At 68.2% G+C, this 20,991-nt stretch carries 20 protein-coding genes; 5 read left to right on the top strand and 15 right to left on the bottom strand.

Annotated elements, in window-relative coordinates:
- Positions 1–92: 92 nt before the first annotated feature.
- The 13 genes from NA12_RS21655 to ftsH form a co-directional block, all read right to left on the bottom strand.
- A complete protein-coding gene (locus NA12_RS21655) occupies positions 93–515 on the bottom strand; it encodes a rhodanese-like domain-containing protein (protein ID WP_174551118.1) in 423 nt (140 codons plus the stop codon).
- 8 nt (positions 516–523) lie between these two features.
- A complete protein-coding gene (locus NA12_RS21660) occupies positions 524–1,120 on the bottom strand; it encodes a cysteine dioxygenase (RefSeq protein WP_067454245.1) in 597 nt (198 codons plus the stop codon).
- A gap of 127 nt (positions 1,121–1,247) precedes the next feature.
- On the bottom strand, positions 1,248–2,030 hold the full coding sequence (locus NA12_RS21665; RefSeq protein ID WP_067454248.1) for a type III pantothenate kinase: 783 nt from the start codon (positions 2,028–2,030) through the stop codon (positions 1,248–1,250).
- 22 nt (positions 2,031–2,052) lie between these two features.
- Positions 2,053–2,472 carry an aspartate 1-decarboxylase gene (gene panD / locus NA12_RS21670; RefSeq protein WP_067454251.1) on the bottom strand — a complete coding sequence of 140 codons (420 nt, stop codon included), beginning with the start codon at positions 2,470–2,472 and terminating at the stop codon, positions 2,053–2,055.
- Positions 2,473–2,484: 12 nt separating this feature from the next.
- Positions 2,485–3,441, bottom strand: coding sequence for a pantoate--beta-alanine ligase (gene panC / locus NA12_RS21675; protein WP_067454254.1), 957 nt, complete (start codon positions 3,439–3,441; stop codon positions 2,485–2,487).
- Positions 3,441–4,349, bottom strand: coding sequence for a Rossmann-like and DUF2520 domain-containing protein (locus NA12_RS21680; protein WP_067454257.1), 909 nt, complete (start codon positions 4,347–4,349; stop codon positions 3,441–3,443). The genes panC and NA12_RS21680 overlap by 1 nt, the downstream gene beginning before the upstream one ends.
- A 280-nt stretch (positions 4,350–4,629) precedes the next feature.
- Complete coding sequence (locus tag NA12_RS21685; protein ID WP_084472983.1) at positions 4,630–5,802, bottom strand: DUF6779 domain-containing protein; 1,173 nt, start codon at positions 5,800–5,802, stop codon at positions 4,630–4,632.
- A gap of 68 nt (positions 5,803–5,870) precedes the next feature.
- Entirely contained in the window at positions 5,871–6,344 is a 474-nt protein-coding gene (locus NA12_RS21690; protein WP_067454260.1) for a DUF3180 domain-containing protein, read from the bottom strand.
- A complete protein-coding gene (folK, locus tag NA12_RS21695) occupies positions 6,338–6,877 on the bottom strand; it encodes a 2-amino-4-hydroxy-6-hydroxymethyldihydropteridine diphosphokinase (protein ID WP_067454263.1) in 540 nt (179 codons plus the stop codon). Before folK ends, NA12_RS21690 begins: the two co-directional genes overlap by 7 nt.
- Positions 6,874–7,296 (bottom strand): dihydroneopterin aldolase, encoded by a 423-nt coding sequence (folB, locus tag NA12_RS21700; protein WP_067454266.1) that lies wholly within the window; start codon positions 7,294–7,296, stop codon positions 6,874–6,876. Before folB ends, folK begins: the two co-directional genes overlap by 4 nt.
- A 58-nt stretch (positions 7,297–7,354) precedes the next feature.
- Complete coding sequence (gene folP, locus NA12_RS21705; protein ID WP_067454269.1) at positions 7,355–8,239, bottom strand: dihydropteroate synthase; 885 nt, start codon at positions 8,237–8,239, stop codon at positions 7,355–7,357.
- Positions 8,236–8,850: a GTP cyclohydrolase I FolE gene (folE, locus tag NA12_RS21710; RefSeq protein ID WP_132369807.1), complete on the bottom strand. Its 615-nt coding sequence runs from the start codon at positions 8,848–8,850 to the stop codon at positions 8,236–8,238. The genes folP and folE overlap by 4 nt, the downstream gene beginning before the upstream one ends.
- A 238-nt stretch (positions 8,851–9,088) precedes the next feature.
- Positions 9,089–11,452: an ATP-dependent zinc metalloprotease FtsH gene (ftsH, locus tag NA12_RS21715; protein WP_067454274.1), complete on the bottom strand. Its 2,364-nt coding sequence runs from the start codon at positions 11,450–11,452 to the stop codon at positions 9,089–9,091.
- A 224-nt stretch (positions 11,453–11,676) separates the two neighbouring features.
- On the opposite strand from ftsH, the gene NA12_RS21720 reads away from it, so the two are divergent.
- Positions 11,677–12,663, top strand: a complete 987-nt coding sequence (locus tag NA12_RS21720) for a hypothetical protein (RefSeq protein ID WP_243654804.1) — start codon at positions 11,677–11,679, stop codon at positions 12,661–12,663.
- A 173-nt stretch (positions 12,664–12,836) separates the two neighbouring features.
- Here NA12_RS21720 and NA12_RS21725 read toward each other — a convergent pair whose 3' ends face one another.
- Entirely contained in the window at positions 12,837–13,694 is an 858-nt protein-coding gene (locus NA12_RS21725) for a DUF1266 domain-containing protein (RefSeq protein WP_067454275.1), read from the bottom strand.
- A gap of 125 nt (positions 13,695–13,819) precedes the next feature.
- Here NA12_RS21725 and NA12_RS21730 point away from each other — a divergent pair, with 125 nt between their 5' ends.
- The 3 genes from NA12_RS21730 to NA12_RS21740 all read left to right on the top strand — a co-directional run bounded on the left by NA12_RS21730 (position 13,820) and on the right by NA12_RS21740 (position 16,986).
- Positions 13,820–14,092 (top strand): DUF2277 domain-containing protein, encoded by a 273-nt coding sequence (locus tag NA12_RS21730; protein ID WP_067454277.1) that lies wholly within the window; start codon positions 13,820–13,822, stop codon positions 14,090–14,092.
- A 71-nt stretch (positions 14,093–14,163) separates the two neighbouring features.
- Complete coding sequence (locus tag NA12_RS21735; protein ID WP_067454279.1) at positions 14,164–15,714, top strand: aldehyde dehydrogenase family protein; 1,551 nt, start codon at positions 14,164–14,166, stop codon at positions 15,712–15,714.
- A gap of 375 nt (positions 15,715–16,089) precedes the next feature.
- Positions 16,090–16,986: a LysR family transcriptional regulator gene (locus NA12_RS21740; protein ID WP_067454282.1), complete on the top strand. Its 897-nt coding sequence runs from the start codon at positions 16,090–16,092 to the stop codon at positions 16,984–16,986.
- Between the two features lie 19 nt (positions 16,987–17,005).
- Here NA12_RS21740 and NA12_RS21745 read toward each other — a convergent pair whose 3' ends face one another.
- The gene (locus NA12_RS21745; RefSeq protein WP_067454693.1) at positions 17,006–18,355 is read right to left on the bottom strand and encodes an amidase; all 1,350 of its coding nucleotides are present in this window, start codon (positions 18,353–18,355) and stop codon (positions 17,006–17,008) included.
- A gap of 226 nt (positions 18,356–18,581) precedes the next feature.
- Between NA12_RS21745 and NA12_RS21750 the strand changes: the two genes are divergently transcribed.
- Positions 18,582–20,987: a protein kinase domain-containing protein gene (locus NA12_RS21750; RefSeq protein WP_084472985.1), complete on the top strand. Its 2,406-nt coding sequence runs from the start codon at positions 18,582–18,584 to the stop codon at positions 20,985–20,987.
- Positions 20,988–20,991 lie beyond the last annotated feature (4 nt).

Consider the following 20,991-nt stretch of genomic DNA (forward strand, 5'->3'; position numbering starts at 1 on the left):
CGGTCCCGCGTTTTGCGCAGGACCGCTCGAAGTTACCCGGGCACTCACGAACTCAGTGAGGCACTTCACATTTCGGAGTTTGCGGTTCGCGTCTACAGCGAAGCCAGTGCGTGCACCTCGCGGGCGAAATGCGGGACGTCGACGCCGACCGTCAACAACCCCGCCGACTTCAACGCCTGGTACCCGCCGATCACATCGCTGGCGCGGTGCAACCCCAACTCCTGCAACGCCGCCGCCGCCAAACTCGATGTGTACCCCTCCGAGCAGAAAATGATCCACTCCACGTCATGATCCACGGCGAGGGACAACCGCGCCGACGAGGTCGGATCCAGCCGCCATTCCAGGACATTGCGCTCGATCACCAGCGCTCCGGGCAGTGAGCCCTCACGCACCCGCTGGGCGGCAGGCCGGATGTCGACCAGAATGGCGCCACGTTCCAGCGCGGCGGCCACGTCGTACACATACACCCGGCGCAATCGCGCGCGAGCGTTCTCGAGCATCTGATCAATCGTCAAACGGCTCATCACAGATCACCTTCGGGCTGGTCGGTGAGGACGGTTTTGGTTCGGCGCAACGTTCCATGGCCGGTAACTTCGTAATACGACATCGCCGTCAACGGCGGCGAATAAGCGTGCACGCTCAAGGTGGGATCGAGCGGGCCGACGGATTCGGCGGCGGCGGGCGCGCGCACCACATCGTGCACCCAGCCGATCGGGAACGACGCCTGATCACCCGCGGCGAGCGTGCGTCTGCGTAACTCCGTGCCATTCCAGCGGTATTCGGAAAGGGCGCCGCTGAGCACGGTCAGCGCGCCGAGCGAGCCGGCGTGATCGTGCAGATCGGTGAATTTGCCCGGCGTCCAGCTGATCAGCCAGACATCGACCTCGTCGTCGTGCGAAAGGCGGGCCGCCCAGCGATCCTCGGCGGGCCAGATACCGTCGGCCGGAAGGAGGTGATCGTAGCGGCCCGACAGGACGTCTTCGGCACCTTCGTCGGTGAGTCGCAGGAGGTCAGCGGGCCGCAACCGAGTCGGCAACGCCGAGGCGATCGCCCGGTCGAGCGGGGGCGTCGCGGAATACTCATCGCGTGCGGACGAGAGGGAAAGGACAGAGGAACGCATGAGCGCATCTCCAGGAGGTGAGAAAACGGTCGAGGGAAACGTCAGCCTCGAACGGTCGAGGCGAATTAGCCTCGACAACACTCCTGGGTGCGCACACGGAAGATCACGAGCACAAGTTTAGCAGACACTATTTCTTGTTGCGCTCATAGACATGGCGCAGGCCGGTCAGCGTGAGATGCGGGACGTGCTGGTCGATGGTCTCCGATTCCGGCACGATCAGCGGCGCGCCCGCCCCCGTCGCGACGACGGTGACATCGGTGCCGGCGAACGCGTCGAATTCGTCGCGAATGCGGTCGACCAGTCCGTCGACCAGCCCGGCGAATCCGAAGATCGCGCCGGACTGGATGCACTCCATGCTGTTCTTACCCACCACCGAACGCGGCCTCGCCAGCTCGACGCGACGCATCGCACTGCGTTCCACCAGCGCCTCGGCCGAGATCTCCACGCCGGGCGCGATCACGCCACCGAGGAATTCGCCCTTGGCCGAGACCAGGTCGACGCAGATCGCGGTGCCGAAATCGACGACGATCGCGGGCCCGCCGAAACCGCGGAACGCGGCGAGACAGTTGACGATGCGGTCGGCGCCGACCTCCTTCGGATTGTCGACCAGCAGCGGAATGCCTGTTCGCACACCGGGTTCCACCAGCACATGCGGCACGTGAGACCAGTAGCGCGCGAGCATGGCACGCAGTTCGCGCAGCACCGGCGGGACGGTCGACAGCGCCGAGACGCCGATGATCTGATCGAGATCCTCGCCGACCAGGCCACGCACCTGCATCGCGAACTCGTCTGCGGTGATCAGCGGATTGGTGTGAATTCGCCAGTGCCGCACCAGCTTCGCGTGTTCACCGCTGCCGGAGAACAGACCGAGCTCGATCCCGGTGTTGCGGACGTCGATCGTCAGCAGCATTGTGCCGGCTCCCCCGCCCGGCTCAGACGAACGACAGCGAACGCGGCGAGGTGAGGCCGGAGCCCTCCGGTGCGTGCGCGGGGTCGCTGCCCAGCTCCACCGGACGATTGTGGTCGTCGACGAAGACCACCTTCGGGTCGTAAGCGCGGACCTCGGCCTCGTCCATCTGGCCGTAGGCGATGAGAATAACCAGGTCACCGGGGTGCACGAGGTGGGCGGCGGCACCGTTGATGCCGATCACGCCCGAACCGCGCTCACCGGCGATCACGTAGGTCTCGAGGCGGGCGCCGTTGTCGATGTCGACGATGCAGACCTGCTCGCCCTCGAGCAGATCGGCGGCGTCGAGCAGATCCTGGTCGACGGTCACCGAGCCGACATAGTGCAGGTCGGCGTGGGTCACGGTGGCACGGTGGATCTTCGACTTCATCATGGTGCGCAACATCGTCGTCGCCTTTCAGTGCGCCTGCGAGGCAGGGAGGGAGTTCGCGTCGGGATGCCCGTCGATCTGGGCGCCGAGTACTACGGGAGCGTTGTCGATCAGGCGGGTGTCGCCGACTTTGGCGGCGACCAGCAGCCGGGCGTTGCCGGCGGTGGGAGCCGGACCCAGATTCGAGTCGCGCAGTTCGAGATAGTCGACCTCTAGGCCGTCGACCGCGTCGAGAACCGCGCGAGCGGTCTGCACGAGCGCGTCCGCGCCGAGGCCCGCGGCGTGGCGGCCCGCGGCGAGCGCGGCCGACAGCGCCAGCGCCGACTCGCGCTGGGTGGCGTCGAGGAAGCGGTTGCGTGAGGACAGCGCCAGGCCGTCGGCCTCACGGACCGTCGGGTAGGCGACGATCCGCGCGTCCATGTTCAGATCACGCACCATCTGCCGGATCAGCGTGAGCTGCTGGTAGTCCTTCTCACCGAAATACGCCTCGGAGGCGTGGGTGATGTTGAGCAGCTTCGCGACGACGGTGAGCATGCCCGCGAAATGCGTCGGCCTGCTGCCGCCTTCGAGTTCGGCGCCGAGCGGGCCCGGCGCGACCGTGGTGCGCATGCCGTGCGGATACATATCGGACACGGTCGGCGCGAAGACCAGGTCGACGCCCTCGGTGCGGAGCAGTTCGAGGTCGGCGTCGAGGGTGCGCGGGTAGGCGTCGAGGTCCTCGTTCGCGCCGAACTGCAGCGGATTGACGAAGATCGAGACGATCACGACCTGGTTGTTGAGCTTGGCCTGGCGAATCAGCGCGAGGTGCCCTTCGTGCAGCGCGCCCATCGTCGGCACGAAACCGACCGTCCGACCGGCGCCGCGCAGGGCCTTGGCGACCGTGTCGAGCACCTCCGGGTTGTGGTGCACGGTGAGCACGCCCGCCTTGAAGGCGCCGGTGGCGCGGGCGCCACCCTGGTGGTGATGCACTTCTCGGGGTTCCATCAGTGGCCTTTCTTGGCGAGGAGCTCCAGCAGTGCCGGATCGGTGTCGGCGAGTTGGGCCGTACGCAACGAGTTGGCTCGGTAGGACTCGACCAGCCGGTCGTCGACCTGCGCGAGCGCTGCGAGGTGGGCGGCGACGGCATCGACATCGCCGCGGGCGACCGGACCGGTCAGCGCGGCCCGGCCACGACGCAGCGCGTTGTCGAGAGCGGCCGAGGCGAGCGGCGCGAGCAGCCGTTCGGGCAGGCCGCCTGGCTGGTCGTCAACCAGCGGCTGGCCGAGCAGGCCGGGGCCGGACAGGGATTCGCGCAGGGCCGCGACGGCGTCGACGATCAGCGTGACCAGGTGATTGCTGCCGTGCGCGAGGGCCGCGTGATAGAGCGAACGACTGCTCTCCTCGACACGAACCGGTTCGCCACCCATCTCGATCACGAGCGCCTGCGCGATCGCGTACCCGACCTCGTCGGCGGCGGTGACGCCGAAGCAGGCATTGGCGAGCCGAGCGATGTCCTCGTCGTGGCCGGTGAAGGTCATGGCGGGGTGGATCGCGAGGCCGAGCGCGCCCTGCTCGGTCAACGGCGCCAAGATCGCGACGCCGTTCGCGCCGGAGGTGTGGACGACGATGGTGCCGGGGCGGACCACGTTCGCCCCGGCGAGGCCGCGGACCAGCCCGGCCAGTTCGGCGTCGGGAACGGCGAGCAGGAGCAGTTCACTGCGCTGGGCGATCTGTTCGATCGGCAGCACCTGGGCTTCGGGAAGCCGGGTACGGGCACGATGCACCGAGGCGTCGGAGATCGCGGCGACACCGAAGACCACATGGCCGGCTCGCTCGAGCGCGACGCCGAGTGCGGAACCCACTCGTCCCGCCGAGACGATTCCTACCGTCAGTCGTGCGGGCGCTGGATCCATTCGTGCGGGCACGGCGTCGATACTCGTGCGCGCGCCATCAGGGTTGACACTTCTCGAGGTCAACGTTGTCCTCTCGATTTCGTTCCAGTCCCGCGTTGCGGGTACCAGACGTTACGAGTCGAGGATAGAGGGGTGTGCGGGCACGGCGCCATCAACCCCGCCGTGATCTAGCTCTCCCGCCCGCGCGGGTCGGCTTACGCTGCCGTCCCCGGCGCGAACTACCTGGTGCCGGCCCCGCGCGTGTGCGGGGTCGGCTCGAGGCGGGCCTGTCGGCGGGGTATCAGCGGCTGGATTCCGATTCCAGGTTGGCCATGATGTCTGCCACCGATAGTCGGGCGGTGCCCTCGGTTTCGGCGCGGCGGCGTCGACGGGTGCTGGTGCCCACCGCGGGTGCCTTCTCCGGGCGAGGGGCCGGCGGCTGGGCGGGCTCCGCCGTGGCCACCGGGACCGCGACCGGTTCGTCCGCGGCGACCGGTGCCGGAGTCGGCTCAGGGGTCACCGGGATGGGCGCGGGCGCCGCCGGAGTGTGCGCGGGTGCCGCCGGAGCGGGCTCGGGTGCTGCCAGGGTGGGCTCGGGTGCTGCCAGGGTGGGCTCGGGGGTCGCGAACGAATGGCCGTTGGTGATGGGCTCGACCGGGAGGTCGGTGCCCGACACCTGGCGGGTATTCGGCGAGGACAGCCGGGGCGGAGGTGTCTTGGCCGAGGGATTGGACGGCGCGGTGGGCGGCTCGGCGACGGTCGGCTGCTGGGTTTCGGCGTACTCGTCGAGCTGCACCGCCGAGGTCTCCGCGGTGACCGGATCGTCGTACGGGTCGGCGAAATTGGCCGAAACCGGTTGGATGAAGACAGGTTTCAATGCGCTGGGCGGTTGCTGCCACGGACCGAACCAGGCTGCGGCGGCATCCTCGTGGCTAACGTCGAAATCATGGGGGCTGACGTCGAAATCATGATCATGATCGTCGAAGGCATTGAAGCCACCGGCGGGCAACGCGTCGATCCGCACGGCGTCGGCCTGCAGCGCGGGTTGCTCGTCGGGCAGTGCGCCGTCGAAGAGGACCTGCAGATTCTGGCGCAGCAGGGTCAGCTCGGCGCGCAATGCGGCGATCTCGGAGGAATCGGCGCCGACTTCGGCACGCACCCTCGCCTCGACGCCCATCTCGTACTCGCGGCGTGCGGCGATCTCACGCTCGAGCTGCAACTCGTACACCGTCTGCAGATCGTGCACCTTCGCCTTGTCGACGGCAGCGTCCTTGCGGTATCTGGTTGCCGCGAGAGCGCCGATAACCGCCGCCCACAGCGCCGCTACCAGGCCGATCCGCACGTATTGGACATTTTCGCTGAAGATCAGGAAAACACTGGCTGTCAGACCGAGCAGCAGGACGAAACCGACGAAGAATTTTCCCGCGTCGTCCCGCCGTCGACGGGGCGCAGTGTTGCGGGAAGGTGAAACCATGAGCGCCAGGGTAGCCGGAAACGGCTGGTCGGCCCACCAAAGGTCGCAGTGATTCCATTCGCAAGTTGCTATGTAGTAGCAGGATCGTCGGTCGGGTCCTCGGGCGCCCGACAGCAATACTCCAGCCACAAAGCCGCAGCAACCAGGGCCGAACCGGCCAGCAGCCCCACCACCGCCCCCGGCGAATCGGTAGCGGCGGCGGTGACGGTGCCGCGCTGTGGGAAAACCCACAGCAGGAACCCCAGCCACACGCCCGCCGCCAGCGAACCCACCTGCAACGACGCCTTCGCCAGCGCCACGCCCCTGGCGACGTTGATCGGATGCATCTGGCCCGGACCATCACCGATCTGCTCATCGGCGATCTTGGCCCTGATCGCGAAACCGAGCGTCGCCTCGATCGCGGCGACCGGCAGCAGCGAGGCGCCCGCGGCCACCGAGATCGACGGGAAACTGGAATAGGCGAACCGGGTGGCGATCCAGGCGACCGCGGCGGCCACCACCACATTCAGCGCGAGATCGAGTACCCGGGTGGGTTTCAGCACGAGCCGGCGCTTTCCTCGTGCAGCACCAGATCGGTACGAACCACGCCGTCCCGCTCGGACGCGTCCAGTCCGGCCAGCAGCTCCGCGATCGGTCGGGCCACCCCGTCGACGAGCAGGCGCGCGGCCGGTTCGACGGCCAGCCACGGAATGAGCACGAAGGCCCGGTGGTGGGCCTGCGGGTGCGGCAGGATCAGCGTCGGGTCGGTGTGGCGGTCGATCGCCGCGCCGGTGCTGTCCGCGCACTGGACCACATCGACGTCGAGGGTGCGCGCACCCCAGCGAACCTCGCGAACACGGTCCGCTGCCTGCTCGAGCTCCTGACCGAACCGCAGCCAGGCGTAATCGTCGAAAGCCGGGTCTTCGGCGATCACCACGGCGTTGAGGTAATCGTCCTGGTCGACGCCACCCCACGGCGCGGTCGTATAGACCGGCGAAACCGCCACGACGCGCTCCCCCAACGCGTCGCGCACACTGCGCAGATGCGCGAGCCGATCGCCCATATTCGAGCCGATCGAGAGCACCGCGCGAGTCATCGTCGCGGCTCCGGGGCCTGCGTGCGATACCGGATGGCCACCACCCGCACGTCTTCGAAGGTGTGCGGGATCGGCGCCGACGGTTTGTGCACGACCGCCTCCACCGCCTCGATCCGCGGGTCGGCCATCACGTCGTCGGCGATCTCGGAGACCACCGTTTCGATCAGGTTGCGCGGCGGACCGGTGACGATGCGCACGGCACGTTCGGCGAGCGCGCCGTAGTCGACGGTGTCGGCGAGATCGTCGGACGCCGCGGCGACGGCGAAATCGACCCACACCGTCAGGTCGATGACGAATTCCTGACCGTCACGACGCTCGAAGTCGAACACTCCGTGCCTGCCGAACGCACGAAGGCCGCGCAGCTCGATCCGCGACGTGGCGGGTCTACCCGCACGCGGCGGCAGCAAGGGCGAGTTCATCGGACAGCTCCTCGAAGAGTGACTCGGACGCCTGCGACGGTTCGGGTAGCGGGGACTTTCACGGCGTGGCTCCTCGGGCAGCGGCCGATCGAGCGTCGGCGGCTCGGCGCCAGGCGTCGACGACGGCGATGGCGTCGAGAGAGGCTCGCACATCGTGCACGCGCACACCCCAGGCTGCGTGGGTGGCCACGAGGGCCGACAGCGTGGCGGTGGCCGTTTCGCGACCATCGGGCGGGCGCGGGCCGGATTCGTCGGCCAGTAGCGCGCCGAGGAAACGCTTGCGCGAGGCGCCGATCAAGACCGGGAAACCGCCTGCCACCAGTTCCGGCAGCGCGGCCAGCAGCTCCCAGTTGTGCTCGGCGTTCTTGGCGAAGCCGAGACCGGGGTCGAGGATCAGTCGGTCCGGGGTGACACCGGCGGCGACAGCGACATCGACCTGGGCGGTGAGTTCGGCACGGACCTCGGCGACCACGTCATCGTAGTGATCGGCGGGTCCGGTGTGCCGGTAGTCGGCGCCCGCCCGCCAGTGCATGAGAATCCACGGCACACCCGCTTCGGCGACGACTTTCACCATGTTCGGGTCGGCACGGCCGCCGGAGACGTCGTTCACCACCGATACGCCCGCCGCCAGCGCGGCCTCGGCGACCTCGGCGCGCATGGTGTCGACACTGGTCGGCACCCCGGCGGCGACCAGACCCCTGATCACCGGCGCCACCCTGGCGGCCTCGGCGGCCGGATCGACCCGGTCGGCTCCGGGCCTGGTGGATTCGCCACCCACATCGACGATGTCGGCGCCCGCCTCGTACAGCTCGACACCGTGGGCGATCGCGAGTTCGGGATCGAGGTAGCGACCGCCGTCGGAGAAGGAATCAGCGGTCACGTTGACCACACCCATGACCACGCAGGAGCGGCGGTCACGGGCGGTCACCAGCGGTTCGCTCATTTGCGCAGGATCAGGTCCAGCGCCTCAGCTCGCGAGGCGGCGTCGGTTTGCAACTGGCCCCGCACCGCCGAGGTGGTGGTGCTGGCACCGGGCTTCCGGATTCCGCGCATGGCCATGCACAGGTGCTCGGCCTCGACCACCACGATCGCGCCGCGCGGATCGAGTCGGCGCATCACCGCGTCGGCGATCTGGCTGGTCAGCCGCTCCTGCACCTGGGGGCGCTTGGCGTAGAGGTCGACGACGCGGGCCAGCTTCGACAGACCCGTCACCCGGCCGTGCGAGCCGGGGATGTAGCCGACGTGCGCGACGCCGTGGAACGAGACCAGATGATGCTCGCAGGTGGAGAACATCGGGATGTCGCGAACCAGTACGAGTTCCTGGTGACCCTCGTCGAACGTGGTCGCCAGCACCGCGTCGGGCTCGGTGTAGAGCCCGGCGAATATCTCCCGGTACGCACGCGCCACGCGCGCGGGCGTGTCGACCAGGCCGGGACGGTCCGGGTCCTCACCGACGGCGAGCAGCAGCTCACGCACCGCGCTCTCCGCGCGCGCCTGATCGAACGGCAAACCGGTCGCCAGCGCCGTCAGCTCCGACGGACTGGACGCACCCAGCTCACCTGTCGGATCGAGATCCTGCTTGTTGGCCGACAACTTCTCCGCACCTCCGTGATATTTGCGGCTGACGCCGCGGGTCCTCGGCCCTGCGCTCAGTCCAGAGGCCGGCGGGCCGGGAACCAGAAGCCGAGAGTCGGCGACCACCCGACATTCGACGACCGAGCGTAGTCCGAGAACCAGTGCCGAATCCCGGTACCTCTCCGGGATTCGACATTCGAGCGTAGTTGGCCACCGGTCAGTGGCGGCCGTTCGGCCCTTCCCAATCCTTGTTCTCCGGATCGGCGTCACGCACCGGCGGCTGCGGCTGGGCGCCCCACGGCTGGTAACCGTCGCCGGTGTGCCGCGGTTGCTGCTGCTCGGGACGTCCCCAGGCACTGCCCTGGTCCTGCGGCGGTTGGGGCTGCTGAGGCTGCTGCTGCGGTGGCTGCTGATCCTCGCGCGGCGGCCAACCCGGCGCCGACCAGCCTGCCGGAGCGCCGTAATCGGGTCGCGAGCCGTGCGTCCCCGACTGCCGGGGGAACGCCTGGGTCGGGGCGGCGGGCAACGGGTAACCGGCCGCGGGCGGCGCGGGCTGACCATAGGGCTGGCCCGGGTAGCCGTTGGGCTCCACCGGCGGCGCCCCGTTGGGCACCGGCACCGGCGCGGGCTGCACCGGCGGCCACGGCTCGCCGCGCTCCACGGCCAGCTCGCCCGGCGTCTTCACCGGCGGCTTGTCGGACGGATGCCGATCACCGAAATCGTTGAACGCGGTGATCCGCGGACGCTTCTGCACCCCGGCCAGGATCGTCTCGAGATCCTTGCGGTGCAGCGTCTCGCGCTCGAGCAACGCGGTAGCCAAGGCGTCGAGCTGCTCGCGGTACTCGCTGAGGATGGACCACGCCTCGGTATGCGCGGCCTCGATGAGGTTGCGAACCTCCTCGTCGATCTCGCGGGCGACCTCGTGCGAGTAGTCGGGCTGCACGCCCATCGAGCGACCGAGGAACGGGTCGCCCTGCTCCTGGCCGTAGCGCACGGCGCCGAGACGAGCGCTCATGCCGTACTCGGTGACCATGCCACGGGCGATCTTGGTGGCCTGATCGATATCGGAGGACGCGCCGGTGGTGGGCTCATGGAACACCAGTTCCTCGGCGGCGCGCCCACCCATCGCGAAGACCAGCCGCGAGATCATCTCCGAGCGGGTCATCAGGCCCTTGTCGTCCTCGGGCACGGTCATGGCGTGGCCGCCGGTGCGGCCGCGGGCCAGAATGGTGACCTTGTAGACAGGCTCGATATCGGGCATCGCCCACGCCGCCAGCGTGTGGCCGCCCTCGTGGTAGGCGGTGATCTTCTTCTCGTGCTCGCTGATGATGCGGCTCTTGCGGCGCGGGCCGCCGATCACCCGGTCGACCGATTCCTCGAGCGATTCGCCCGTGATGACCGAACCGTTCTCGCGGGCGGTGAGCAGCGCGGCCTCGTTGATGACGTTGGCCAGATCGGCGCCGGACATGCCGACCGTGCGCTTGGCCAGACCCTCGAGGTCGGCTTCCTGCGAGATCGGCTTGCCCGCCGAGTGCACCCGCAGGATCGCGCGGCGACCGGCCAGATCGGGGTTGCCGACCGGGATCTGCCGGTCGAACCGACCGGGGCGCAGCAGCGCGGGGTCGAGGATATCGGGACGGTTGGTGGCCGCGATCAGGATGATGTTGGAGCGATCGCCGAAGCCGTCCATCTCGACCAGCAACTGGTTGAGGGTCTGCTCGCGCTCGTCGTGACCGCCGCCGAGGCCCGCACCGCGCTGGCGACCGACCGCGTCGATCTCGTCGACGAAGATGATGCAGGGGCTGTTCTGCTTCGCCTGCTCGAACAGGTCGCGCACGCGCGAGGCGCCGACACCGACGAACATCTCGACGAAGTCCGAACCGGAGATGGTGAAGAACGGCACCCCGGCCTCGCCCGCGACCGCGCGGGCCAGCAGCGTCTTACCGGTTCCCGGCGGCCCATAGAGCAGCACGCCCTTGGGGATCTTCGCGCCGAGCGCCTGATAGCGGGCCGGATTCTGGAGGAAGTCCTTGATCTCGTAGAGCTCCTCGACGGCCTCGTCGGCACCGGCCACGTCCTGGAACGTGGTCTTGGGCATGTCCTTGGTCAGCAGTTTGGCCTTGGACTTCCCGAAACCCATCATCCCGCCACGACCGCCGCCCTGCATGCGCGACATCACGAAGATGAACAGACCGACCAGCAGCACCATCGGCACGATGAACAGCAGCAGCTGCGACAGCCAGCTCTCCTGCTTGACCACCGTGTCGTACGGCGCGCCGGACTTCTGCACGGCGTCGAGGATCTGGGCGGAGTTCTCCCCACCACTCGGGTACTTGGCGACGATCTTGGCGTTGTTGCTCGTGGCCTCGTTGCCGTTGTTCAGTTCGATGCGGAGCTGTTGCTCCTTGTCATCGATCTGCACGTTCTTGACGTTCGCTTTGTCTTCGAGCTGGGTCAGCGCAACGGAGGTGTCGACACTCTCCCAACCGCGCGTGTCATCGCTGAGAAAGCTGAACAGCCAGATCATGAGCATGATGCCCGAGATGATCGCCAAGGTGCGAAACACTGTCTTGCGGTTCATAGAGCGTCGGCCGGACGGCCCAGTCCTTTCCGGTTGTTACTCCGGGTGTGCTTGCGAAGCGTCGAGATCGGCGGGTTTCGGATGCGGACATGCCACGTTACCGCGTACGGTCTAGTTCGATACATCGCGCACTTCGGCTGCTGGTGCAGTTGCACTGGTAAACGGCCGGAGAACGCAAGTGGTTCCCGAACGCTCCGACCGGGTTGTGGCAACTGGCCACAATCATGTCATGCCCGCCTTATCGTGGGCGACGACACAACTACAGCGCAGGGGGTATAGACATCGTCGAGCTACGAACACCCACAGCGATTCTGCGCCACGGCGGTGGACGGCTCGTCGTCCTCCGGCCGGGTACCGACGGCGAACGTGTTCTCGACGTTCCCATCGCCGACCTACTCAAGGTGCGCCTCAATCGGCGCGCCGACGAGGCGGTGGTGATCGAGATCTATCTGCGTTACCCCACAGCGGTACTCACCGGAGTTCCCGCCGACCGCACTCCCCTTCCGGTGCTCATCGCCGAGCACGACGTGCCCACCGCCCTCGGCATCGTCGACCGGATCAACGACCAGATCATGGCGACCAAGCGCATCGACGTGGCCGCGCCCGATCTCACCCCACCCGCTCCCGAGTGGGGAAAGTCGGGTCCCACCAGGGCCGATGTCGAGCGCGCCGTACGCCGGATGGCCCCGCGCAAGGACGCGCGTTCGGCGGTCACCGCGCTGAACCGGTATGTCACCCCCGACGAATACGTCCTGGAGACGGCCATCGCCCTGGCCACCCCGCCCGCGGGATCGGGCGCCGGTCTGCTCGCCGCGACCACCTCCCGGGTGCTGTTCATCTCCATCGGCGGCGGCGAACGCTATGCCTTCGAATTGGCGGTGGCGGCCATCCTCGGCGCCCGCACCGTCGAAGGCGCGCGCTCGGCGCCCGGCGAGGTGGATACGCGCCACGGCGGCTCCGGCATCGACATCAACGACGGCAATCGCACGCTGCATTTCGCGGGCGTGGATCGCGCCGACACCGAACGCGTCACCTGCGCGGTGAATTTCGCCATCCGCAGACAGGCCGCCGACGGTGCCGCCGGGGCAGCCGATCCGGGTGTCAACCAGCTGTACGCGGAATGGGAATTGCTGGTCGAACGGCATTCGCTCGGGATGGTCGACGACACGCAATTCCAGCGCTACGGCCGCGGGATCCTGCGCAGCTTGTAATTTGGAGCGCTGGCGCGCTCAAGGTCGCGCCCCCTGGTGTCCCGTCGATCAGGTGCCGTTGCTTGCTCCTTCGTCGCGTACGCAACGGCACCTGATCGACGGGACGGGCGCGACCGCCGACTGCGTCGGCGATCCCTCCTCGGGGTCGGGATGTTCGGGGGTGGGTCAGATGTTCAATTCGGTTCGGGTGCTTCGGTTTCGGCCTTTTGTTCCGGTTCGTTGAGTTCGATCCGGCGCCAGGGGCTGGTGGGGCGGGTCCACAGGCGTACCAGTTCCATCCGCCGGTCGACGCCGCCGTTCTTGAGTTCGGCCAGGTCCTCGGTGGCCTGCCAGTAGGTCCAGCCGGTGAGATAGGCATCGCCGAACTGGCGCCAGTTGCGGTAGCGGCGCTGCGCGGGGGCCAGCGCGCGCATGCAGTATTCCCACGCCACGTCGGCGTCGATGTATCCCGCGGTGAATGCCATGCGGGCCACCGCGACTACGCGAGCCAGGTCCCAGGCGTGGATGTCGTTGGGTAGCGGGCGCGACAGGTGGTCGGTGAAGCCGATCTTGATGGCCTGTGCCCAGATGTCGTAGTCGCGGACCAGCGCCTCGGGATTGTCCATCCCCCGAAACGAACCGACCTGACGCAGGAACGCCCGCTGCTTGTCGGCCCGTTCGCCGAAGCGGTCGCGCTCGCTGGCATTGACCGAGGCCATCACCAGTGGATGCACCAGCGAGTACAGGGGTGCGTGCATGCCCTCGAGCAACTGCTCCATCGAGGCGCGGGCTTCGGTGCCGTCGGTGATGCCCCACGCACCGGTGAGGGTGTCGATGGCGAGTTCGCGGCGGTCGCCGAGCGGGTGCTCGCGTTCGGGCCCGAGCAGCATCGCGTCGTGAAAGGCGTCCCAGCGCGTGGAATAGAAGGCGCCGAGGGCGAGCGCGCGCAGTTCGTCGTCGCTCACACCCGCGCCCGACCAATGATCTTCTTCGCGCTCGTCTAATTCCGGGTACGGGAATGTGGTCAGCGCTGGTACTCCCCTGGCAGCCATGCGGGCGAGTCTAGTGCCGTGACCGCGATCACGGGGCGCGCTCCAATCTCACCTGCATCACGAGATTTTCAGATCCCCCTATTCTTCACCTGTCGTGTCATGCCGCACAGGTCTATGGTTCTGACATGTGTAGAAATATCACCGTCTTGCGTGGTCTGGAGCCTGCCGCCACCGAGCAGGAGATCTACGCTGCCGCCTTGCAGTATGTGCGCAAAGTCGGCGGCATCTCCGGCCTGAGCAGCGCCACCAAACCCGCGGTCGACAAAGCCGTCGCGGCCATCGCCGCCGCCACCACCACCCTGCTGGCGGAACTGCCCGATCGCCGGGTCCCGCCGCCCACCGAGCCGCCGCTGCGGCGGATCGCGGCGCGCGAGAACGAGGTCGGCGAGACAGCGTAGGAATCAGCGGACAGGCCACATCCCCGCCTGCCGATGCACCGAATTCAGCGGACGCACGAGGAGAACGACCAGTGAGCGAACTCGACAATGACGTCGCGGTGATCGAAGTTCACAATCCGGCGACCGGCGACCTCGTCGGCACCGTACCCGTCATCGCACCCGACGACGTGGCGGCGGCGGTCCGCGAACTGCGGCTCTACCAGCCCGAATGGGAGGCGATCGGGCCGGCCGGGCGCAAGCACTGGCTACTGAAGATGCAGGATTGGCTGATCGACAACACCGAGCAGCTGGCCGCGGTGCTGCAATCGGAGACCGCCAAGCCGCGCGTCGACGCGATCGTCGATTCGGCGTTCGCGGTGGACATCCTCGGCTACTACGCGCGCCGGGCGGGCAAGTTCCTCGCCGACGACCACCCGTCCCCGCACAGCCCGCTCGCGCGGGTGAAGTCACTGACCGTGGCCTACCGTCCCTATCCCGTGGTCGGGGTGATCACGCCGTGGAACTTCCCGCTCGCGATGCCTGCGATCGATGTGTTCCCCGCGCTGGCCGCCGGCGCCGCGGTGATCCTCAAGCCGTCGGAGGTGACGCCGCTGTCCGCGGTGGAGCTGGCCCGCGGCTGGGCCGAGATCGGCGCGCCGCCGGTGTTGCGGGTGGTCACCGGCGCCGGCGCGACCGGGGCGGCCGTGGTCGAGAACGCCGACTACATCCAGTTCACCGGTTCCACCGCGACCGGTCGCAGGATCGCGGCCGCCTGCGCGGAGCGGATGGTGCCCTACAGCCTCGAGCTCGGCGGCAAGGACCCGGCGATCGTGCTCGCCGACGCCGACCTCGACCGCGCCGCGCACGGCATCGCCTTCGGCGGCATGTTCAACGCCGGTCAGGTGTGTATCTCCGTCGAGCGGGTCTATGTCGAGGCGCCGGTCTACGACGAATTCGTCACCAAGCTGACCGCGGCGGTCGCCGCCTTGCGCCAGGGCGCCGACGGTCGCGAGTCCGAGCACGACGTGGGCGCGCTGGCGAACGAGAACCAGGTGCTGATCGTGCAGCGCCACGTCGACGAAGCGGTGGCGGCGGGCGCCCGGGTGACCACCGGCGGCAAACGCACCGGTGTCGGCACCTTCTTCGAGCCGACCGTGCTCGTGGATGTGGATCATTCGATGTCGTGCGTCGCCGAGGAGACCTTCGGCCCGACGCTGCCGGTGATGAAGGTGGCCGACGAGGCCGAGGCGATCCGGCTGGCCAACGACTCGATCTACGGGCTCTCGGCATCGGTGTGGACCGGCGACAAGGCGCGCGGCGAACGCGTGGCCAGGCAGCTGGAGACGGGCGCGGTGAACATCAACGACGTGTTCGCGAACCTGTTCAATCCCGCGATGCCGATGGGCGGTTGGGGCCTGTCCGGCGTCGGCGCGCGGTGGGGCGGTGCGTCGGGGTTGCGCAAATACTGCCGCGCCCAGGCGATGACGAAGCCGAAGCTGCCCACCATGGGCAAGGAACTGTTCTGGTACCCCTCCGACATGAACAAACTGGTGATCGCGGTCGCGGCGATGCGGGCGGCCGGTGCGCGCGGGATGCGGCGGATCGACCTGCCTACGGTGTTGCGTCTCAAGAAGAGCAAGTAGGTCGATTCCGGCTGCGACGCACGTTGGCGCGCAGCCGGATTCACCGTTTCGAAACAATTTTGTGAGCAAGATCACTTTTGTGCCCTATCGGGTCATAGTGCCGTGGTCAGCGGCACCTTTCGACCGCTCCGACAGCGCCCACATTCGGGCGGTCAATGTGAAAATCGCCGCATTTTCGCTGGTCAGCTGCCCAAATTTGACGCTGATTCACCCAATGGCACATCGGCACGAACAATAGACAATCCGATGGTGCAGCTCACCATGCCAGGCCATATGCTGTGCAATACCAACCTGGTGACTGTTTTGATCCACCTCCGCGAACTTCCTTGCCAGTTTTGGCTGGATTTTCCCGACCGATTCTGATAGCAAGGTGCTATGGACCCGCATTTGCGCGATCTGCGGTATTTCGTCGCCGTCGCTGAGGAACTGCATTTCACGAACGCCGCCCAGCGGCTGCATATCGCTCAGCCGACGTTGTCACGCCAGATCCGCCAGCTCGAACGCCAGCTCGACGTGGTCCTGTTCGACCGCAACCAGCGCAGTGTCGCCCTCACCGTCGCCGGTAAGGAACTGCTCGAAGGCGCACGCAAGATCCTCGAGCTGTGGGAGGTGACCAATGTGTCCCTCCAGGAAGCCGGTGAAGTGCTGCGCGTGGGTATCCAGTCCGCACTCGGCCGGGGACTGATCAACGACCTGGAGAGCGCCAGCGGTCACCGCCTCGCCCTGCACGCCGCATCGTGGAACGACCCCTCGAGTGGCCTGGCCGGTCGACAGGCCGACCTGTCGCTGGTCTGGCTGCCGCTGCCCGACTCCAACCGGTATCGCTGGCAGGTGCTGCGCACCGAGCCGCGCTGGGTGCTGCTGCCGGAATCGCATCCGCTGGCCGAGCAGGACAGCATCGAGTTCGCTGATCTGCTCGACGAGCCCTTCATCGCCCTGCCCACCGAGGCGGGCGCGGTCCGCGATTTCTGGCTCGGCAACGATGCCCGTGGCGGCAAGGCGGCCAAGATCGGCGCCGAGGCGGCCACCCCCGAAGACAAGCTGGAGGCCGTGAGTCTCGGTCTCGGCGTGTGCCTGCTGGCCGAGAACAACGTGCCGATGTACCGCTGGCCCGGGCTCACCGCGCGTCCGGTCGCCGGCCTCACCCCGTGTGAGCTGGCGGTGGCATGGCGGGCCGACGACACGCGCCCGACCATCTTGGAGTTCGCCGGTCGCGCCGTCGACGGTGGTTTCTCCGAGCCGACCCCGCAGCCGCAGCCGATCGCGGTCTGAGCGACGGCGCGGGTCGCGCCTAGTTCGACAGTTCCAGTTGGGCGGCGAGACCGAGCAGAGTGGACTCGCTGCCCGGCGGACCGATCAGTTGCGCGGCCAACGGGGTGTGCGCCTCGGGATGGGTGCCCATCGGTAGCGACGCCGCGGGCCAGCCGAGCAGATTCCACAGCCCGGTGAACGGCGCGTAGCGCACCGAGGACACGACATTGGCGGCCCACCCGCGCCCGCTCCACTGTTTGGCCTTGGGCGGCGGTGCGGCGAGCGTCGGGGTGATCACCACGTCGAAGTCCTCGAAGAACTCGAGCAGTCTGGCTTCGGTCCGGTCGATCTGGCTCGGCCGGACCAGACCGAGTCGCTGGATCACCCGCCCGATCGCCAGATGACGTCTGGTGCGTCGCTGGAGCAGTTCGGGGTTCGCGAGTGCGTCGGCGTCGGCCAGACTCGCGCTCGGCCAGCGCAGCAGCATCAACAGCGCCGCGTCGCCATAGGGCAGTTCCACCGGTTGCACCTCGTGCCCGGCCACTGCCGCGCGCGCACCCGCGGTGCGCGCCGCCGCCGTCCAATGCCGATCCATTCGAACCAGTCGCGACGGCGGAGCCACGGCCAGTCCGATGCGTAGTCGCTGTGGCTTGCGTAGTTCGGCCAGGTCGGAACGGCCCGCCAGCACCGAAAGGGCGAGCGCCGCGTCCGACACCGTGGTCGCGAGGACGCCGTTCTCGGCCAGGCCCGCCCAGGAGTCGGCGCCGATCTGCGAGGGCACCACATGTCTACCCGGCTTGATCCCGAAGACTCCGCACGCCGCGGCGGGCACCCGGATCGAGCCCAGGCCGTCGTTGCCGTGCGCGATCGGCACGAGTCCGGCGGCCACCGCGGCGGCCGCGCCACCCGAGGATCCACCCGCTGACCGGCCGACATCACGCGGATTACGGGTAACGCACCCCGTGGAGTCGGTACTGCCCCACAGTCCGAGTTCTGGCATCGCCGTCAGCCCGACAACGATCGCGCCCGCGGCGCGCAACCGGGCCACCACCGGGTGATCAACGCTCGCCGGTTCGGCGGAGGTGGCCGCCGAACCCGCCTGCGTCGGCTCGCCCGCCACCGCGATGTTCTGTTTCACCGCCACCGGCACACCGGCCAGCGGCAGCGCGTCGAGGTCCGGTCTGGCGGCGAGTTCGCGCGCTTCCGCCCTGGCCCGCTCGCCGCGCACCATCGTGAACGCGTTGATCTTGCGATTCTCCGAGGCGATGCGGGCGAGCGCGTCGGCGGTGACGTCGGCCGGGGTGATCACGCCCGCGCGAACGCGGGCGGCCAGCGCGGCTGCGGGGCCGCCGATGGGGTATTGGTCGGCGGGTAGGTGGGACGAGTCCATCGTCACCTCAGCGTCCGTTACGCCGTCGTCGTCGACGGACTCCCATGCTACCGCTGTGAGGTCCTCGTTCATCTGCGGATTCGCCCCCGTCGCACGGTCGTCGAAATTCGGGTGATCAGCTCTAGAGGCGCAAGTTATCATTTCTAGTACAGCTCTCCGGCGATGGCGGCGGGTGTGGCGGAATGAATTTCGCACCGATCCGCGCGCGAACCTTTGAGGTCGGTTGATGAGCGATAACACCGGAAGCGGTGAACTACCCGACGCAACACCCGGTCGGGCCACGAATGTGCGCGTCGACATGGTCGAGGCGTTCGCCGCCGCGTGGGGCACGCTCGGCGAGCACCCGCCCGACATCGCCGCGTACCTGCCCGACGCGGCGACCTTGCGCGCGCAGGCGCTCCACCAGCTGATCCGGGTCGACCTTCGCCACCGCTGGCTGCATCACGCCGGCACCGACATCGCGCGCAAGCGGCTGAGTCAGTACTGCGCCGAGTTCCCCGAACTCGATCGGGCATCGCTGCCCGCAGGGCTGGTGTTCGAGGAATTCGTCATCCGCAGGCACAGCGGTGAGCGCGTCGATCCGCGCGATTGCCTGCGGGAGTATCCGGAGCAGGCGCCCAGTTTGCGCGGCCTGCTCAATGCCGAGGACCTCGATCAGAGCACCCACCGCTCCGACGATCCGGACGCGACGGTGAACCGAACCCTGGACTCGACTCGTAGTACCCAGATGACCAGCCCGCAGCTCGACCTCACCGCGACCGCCACCTCGGCCGCGACGGCGTCGACGGACGCTCTGTCGAACCCCGGGGCGTTCGAGCCGCTCGACCGCATCGAGATCGGCCAGCGAATCGGCGATTTCGAACTGCTCACCGGCCTCGGTTCCGGTGCTTTCGCGCGCGTCTTCCTGGCCAGGCAGACCTCGATGCAGCGTCTGGTCGCGGTGAAGATCTCCGCCGACCGCGGCACCGAGCCACAGACCCTGGCCCAACTCGACCACGACTACATCGTGCGCGTGTTCGACCAACAGCTGCTCGACACCGACTCGACGCCATCGGATTCGCGTCGCCTGCGTCTGCTGTACATGCAGTTCCTGCCCGGCGGCACCCTGCTCGGCCTGCTACGCTGGGTCCGCGCGACCCCGCCGGCCGAGCGCAGCGGCAAACTCCTGCTCGACGCCGTGGACGCCGCCATGGAGGAGAAGGGCGAGATCCGCCCGACCGATTCGAGCGTGCGCTCCGAGATCGCTGACCTGACCTGGCCGGAAACGGTGGCCTGGCTGGGCAGAAGGCTGGCCGAGGCGCTCGACTACGCGTCCTCGCACGGTGTCCTGCACCGCGACGTGAAACCGGCGAATGTCCTGCTCACCGCCGAGGGCGTCCCGAAGCTCGCCGACTTCAACATCAGTTTCAGCCGCACGGTCGAGGGCACCAGCCCGGTGGCCTACTTCGGCGGTTCGCTGGCCTACATGTCGCCCGAGCAGCTGGAGGCCTGCCACCCTGGTCTCGCCCGCACCGCCGCCGATCTCGACACCCGCAGCGACATCTACTCCCTCGGCGTGGTGTTGTGGGAACTGCTGACCGGCGCCAAGCCGTTCGACGACGACACCGCGGCGGCCGAGGGGCGCGGCGACGAGACCACCCTCGAGACCATGCTCGAGCGCCGAACCGGCGGCGTCGACCCCGTGGCGCTGGAGCGGGTTCCGGGCGACTGTCCCACTGCCCTGCGCCGGGTGCTGCTGACCTGCCTCGACCCGGACCGGTCGGGTCGCTGGGCAACGGGCTCGGTGCTGGCCAAGCAGTTCGACCTGTGTCTGGACGCCCGCGCCCGCGACCTGGTCGACCCGCCGCCGAACAGCTGGCGGATGCTGTGGCGCAAGTGGCCGCTGCTGGTGCTGGTCCTGGCGATCGGTGTCCCCAACGCTCTCGCGTCCTGGTACAACATCCTGCACAATCAGCACCTGGTGGTGAGCCGGCTCAGCGAGACCGCGCAGAAATCGTTCGTCATCATCACCGCGGGCGTGAACGTGGTGTTCTTCCCGCTGGGCGCCGCGGTGCTCATCTACCTCGCCCGTTTCGTGCTCTCCGTACCGCGCGGTCTGCGCCACGGCCGCCGCTACGACTCCGAGATCCTGCGCCGCACCAGACACGACACCTTGCGCTTCGGCGACCGGGTGGTGATCGTCGCGTTCTCGCTCTGGGCGATCTCGGGAGTCACCTTCCCGATCGCGCTGCGATTGGCCGCCGGTGACGTCCCGGGCCACGCCGTGGTCCACTTCCTCGCCTCGCTGCTGGTCTGCGGTGCGATCGCCGTGGCCTACCCGTTCTTCCTCGTGACGTTCTACCTGGTCCGCTGCATCTACCCGATCTTCCTTCGCCACGGCGAGATCAGCGCCGACGACGGCGCCTGGCTGCGCGCGCTCAGCCGCCGCTGCACCTGGTACCTCGCGGTGGCCGCCTCGGTGCCGCTGCTCGCCGTCGCGGGCGTCACCTTTCTGCCGCCCGGTGATATCCCGGCGGTGATCGTCGCCGTTCGGGTGCTCTGCGTCGGCGGCATCGTCGCCTTCATCGGCTCCTACCTGCTCTTCCGCGCTCTGGAAGCCGACTTGAAAGCCTTGGAACGGGTAGTCAGCTGACCGA

Origin of the sequence: Nocardia alba NBRC 108234, assembly GCF_001612665.1 — a bacterium.
In the GTDB taxonomy this organism is placed as follows: Bacteria; Actinomycetota; Actinomycetes; order Mycobacteriales; family Mycobacteriaceae; genus Nocardia; species Nocardia alba.

What these genes read in the sequence shown, in the direction of transcription:
- NA12_RS21660 (WP_067454245.1), bottom strand. Translation starts at nt 1,120, where the DNA reads ATGCGTTCCTCTGTCCTTTCCCTCTCGTCCGCACGCGATGAGTATTCC.
- NA12_RS21665 (WP_067454248.1), bottom strand. Translation starts at nt 2,030, where the DNA reads ATGCTGCTGACGATCGACGTCCGCAACACCGGGATCGAGCTCGGTCTG.
- panD (WP_067454251.1), bottom strand. Translation starts at nt 2,472, where the DNA reads ATGTTGCGCACCATGATGAAGTCGAAGATCCACCGTGCCACCGTGACC.
- panC (WP_067454254.1), bottom strand. Translation starts at nt 3,441, where the DNA reads ATGGAACCCCGAGAAGTGCATCACCACCAGGGTGGCGCCCGCGCCACC.
- NA12_RS21680 (WP_067454257.1), bottom strand. Translation starts at nt 4,349, where the DNA reads ATGGATCCAGCGCCCGCACGACTGACGGTAGGAATCGTCTCGGCGGGA.
- NA12_RS21685 (WP_084472983.1), bottom strand. Translation starts at nt 5,802, where the DNA reads ATGGTTTCACCTTCCCGCAACACTGCGCCCCGTCGACGGCGGGACGAC.
- folK (WP_067454263.1), bottom strand. Translation starts at nt 6,877, where the DNA reads ATGACTCGCGCGGTGCTCTCGATCGGCTCGAATATGGGCGATCGGCTC.
- folB (WP_067454266.1), bottom strand. Translation starts at nt 7,296, where the DNA reads ATGAACTCGCCCTTGCTGCCGCCGCGTGCGGGTAGACCCGCCACGTCG.
- folP (WP_067454269.1), bottom strand. Translation starts at nt 8,239, where the DNA reads ATGAGCGAACCGCTGGTGACCGCCCGTGACCGCCGCTCCTGCGTGGTC.
- ftsH (WP_067454274.1), bottom strand. Translation starts at nt 11,452, where the DNA reads ATGAACCGCAAGACAGTGTTTCGCACCTTGGCGATCATCTCGGGCATC.
- NA12_RS21720 (WP_243654804.1), top strand. Translation starts at nt 11,677, where the DNA reads ATGTCATGCCCGCCTTATCGTGGGCGACGACACAACTACAGCGCAGGG.
- NA12_RS21725 (WP_067454275.1), bottom strand. Translation starts at nt 13,694, where the DNA reads ATGGCTGCCAGGGGAGTACCAGCGCTGACCACATTCCCGTACCCGGAA.
- NA12_RS21730 (WP_067454277.1), top strand. Translation starts at nt 13,820, where the DNA reads ATGTGTAGAAATATCACCGTCTTGCGTGGTCTGGAGCCTGCCGCCACC.
- NA12_RS21740 (WP_067454282.1), top strand. Translation starts at nt 16,090, where the DNA reads ATGGACCCGCATTTGCGCGATCTGCGGTATTTCGTCGCCGTCGCTGAG.
- NA12_RS21745 (WP_067454693.1), bottom strand. Translation starts at nt 18,355, where the DNA reads ATGGACTCGTCCCACCTACCCGCCGACCAATACCCCATCGGCGGCCCC.
- NA12_RS21750 (WP_084472985.1), top strand. Translation starts at nt 18,582, where the DNA reads ATGAGCGATAACACCGGAAGCGGTGAACTACCCGACGCAACACCCGGT.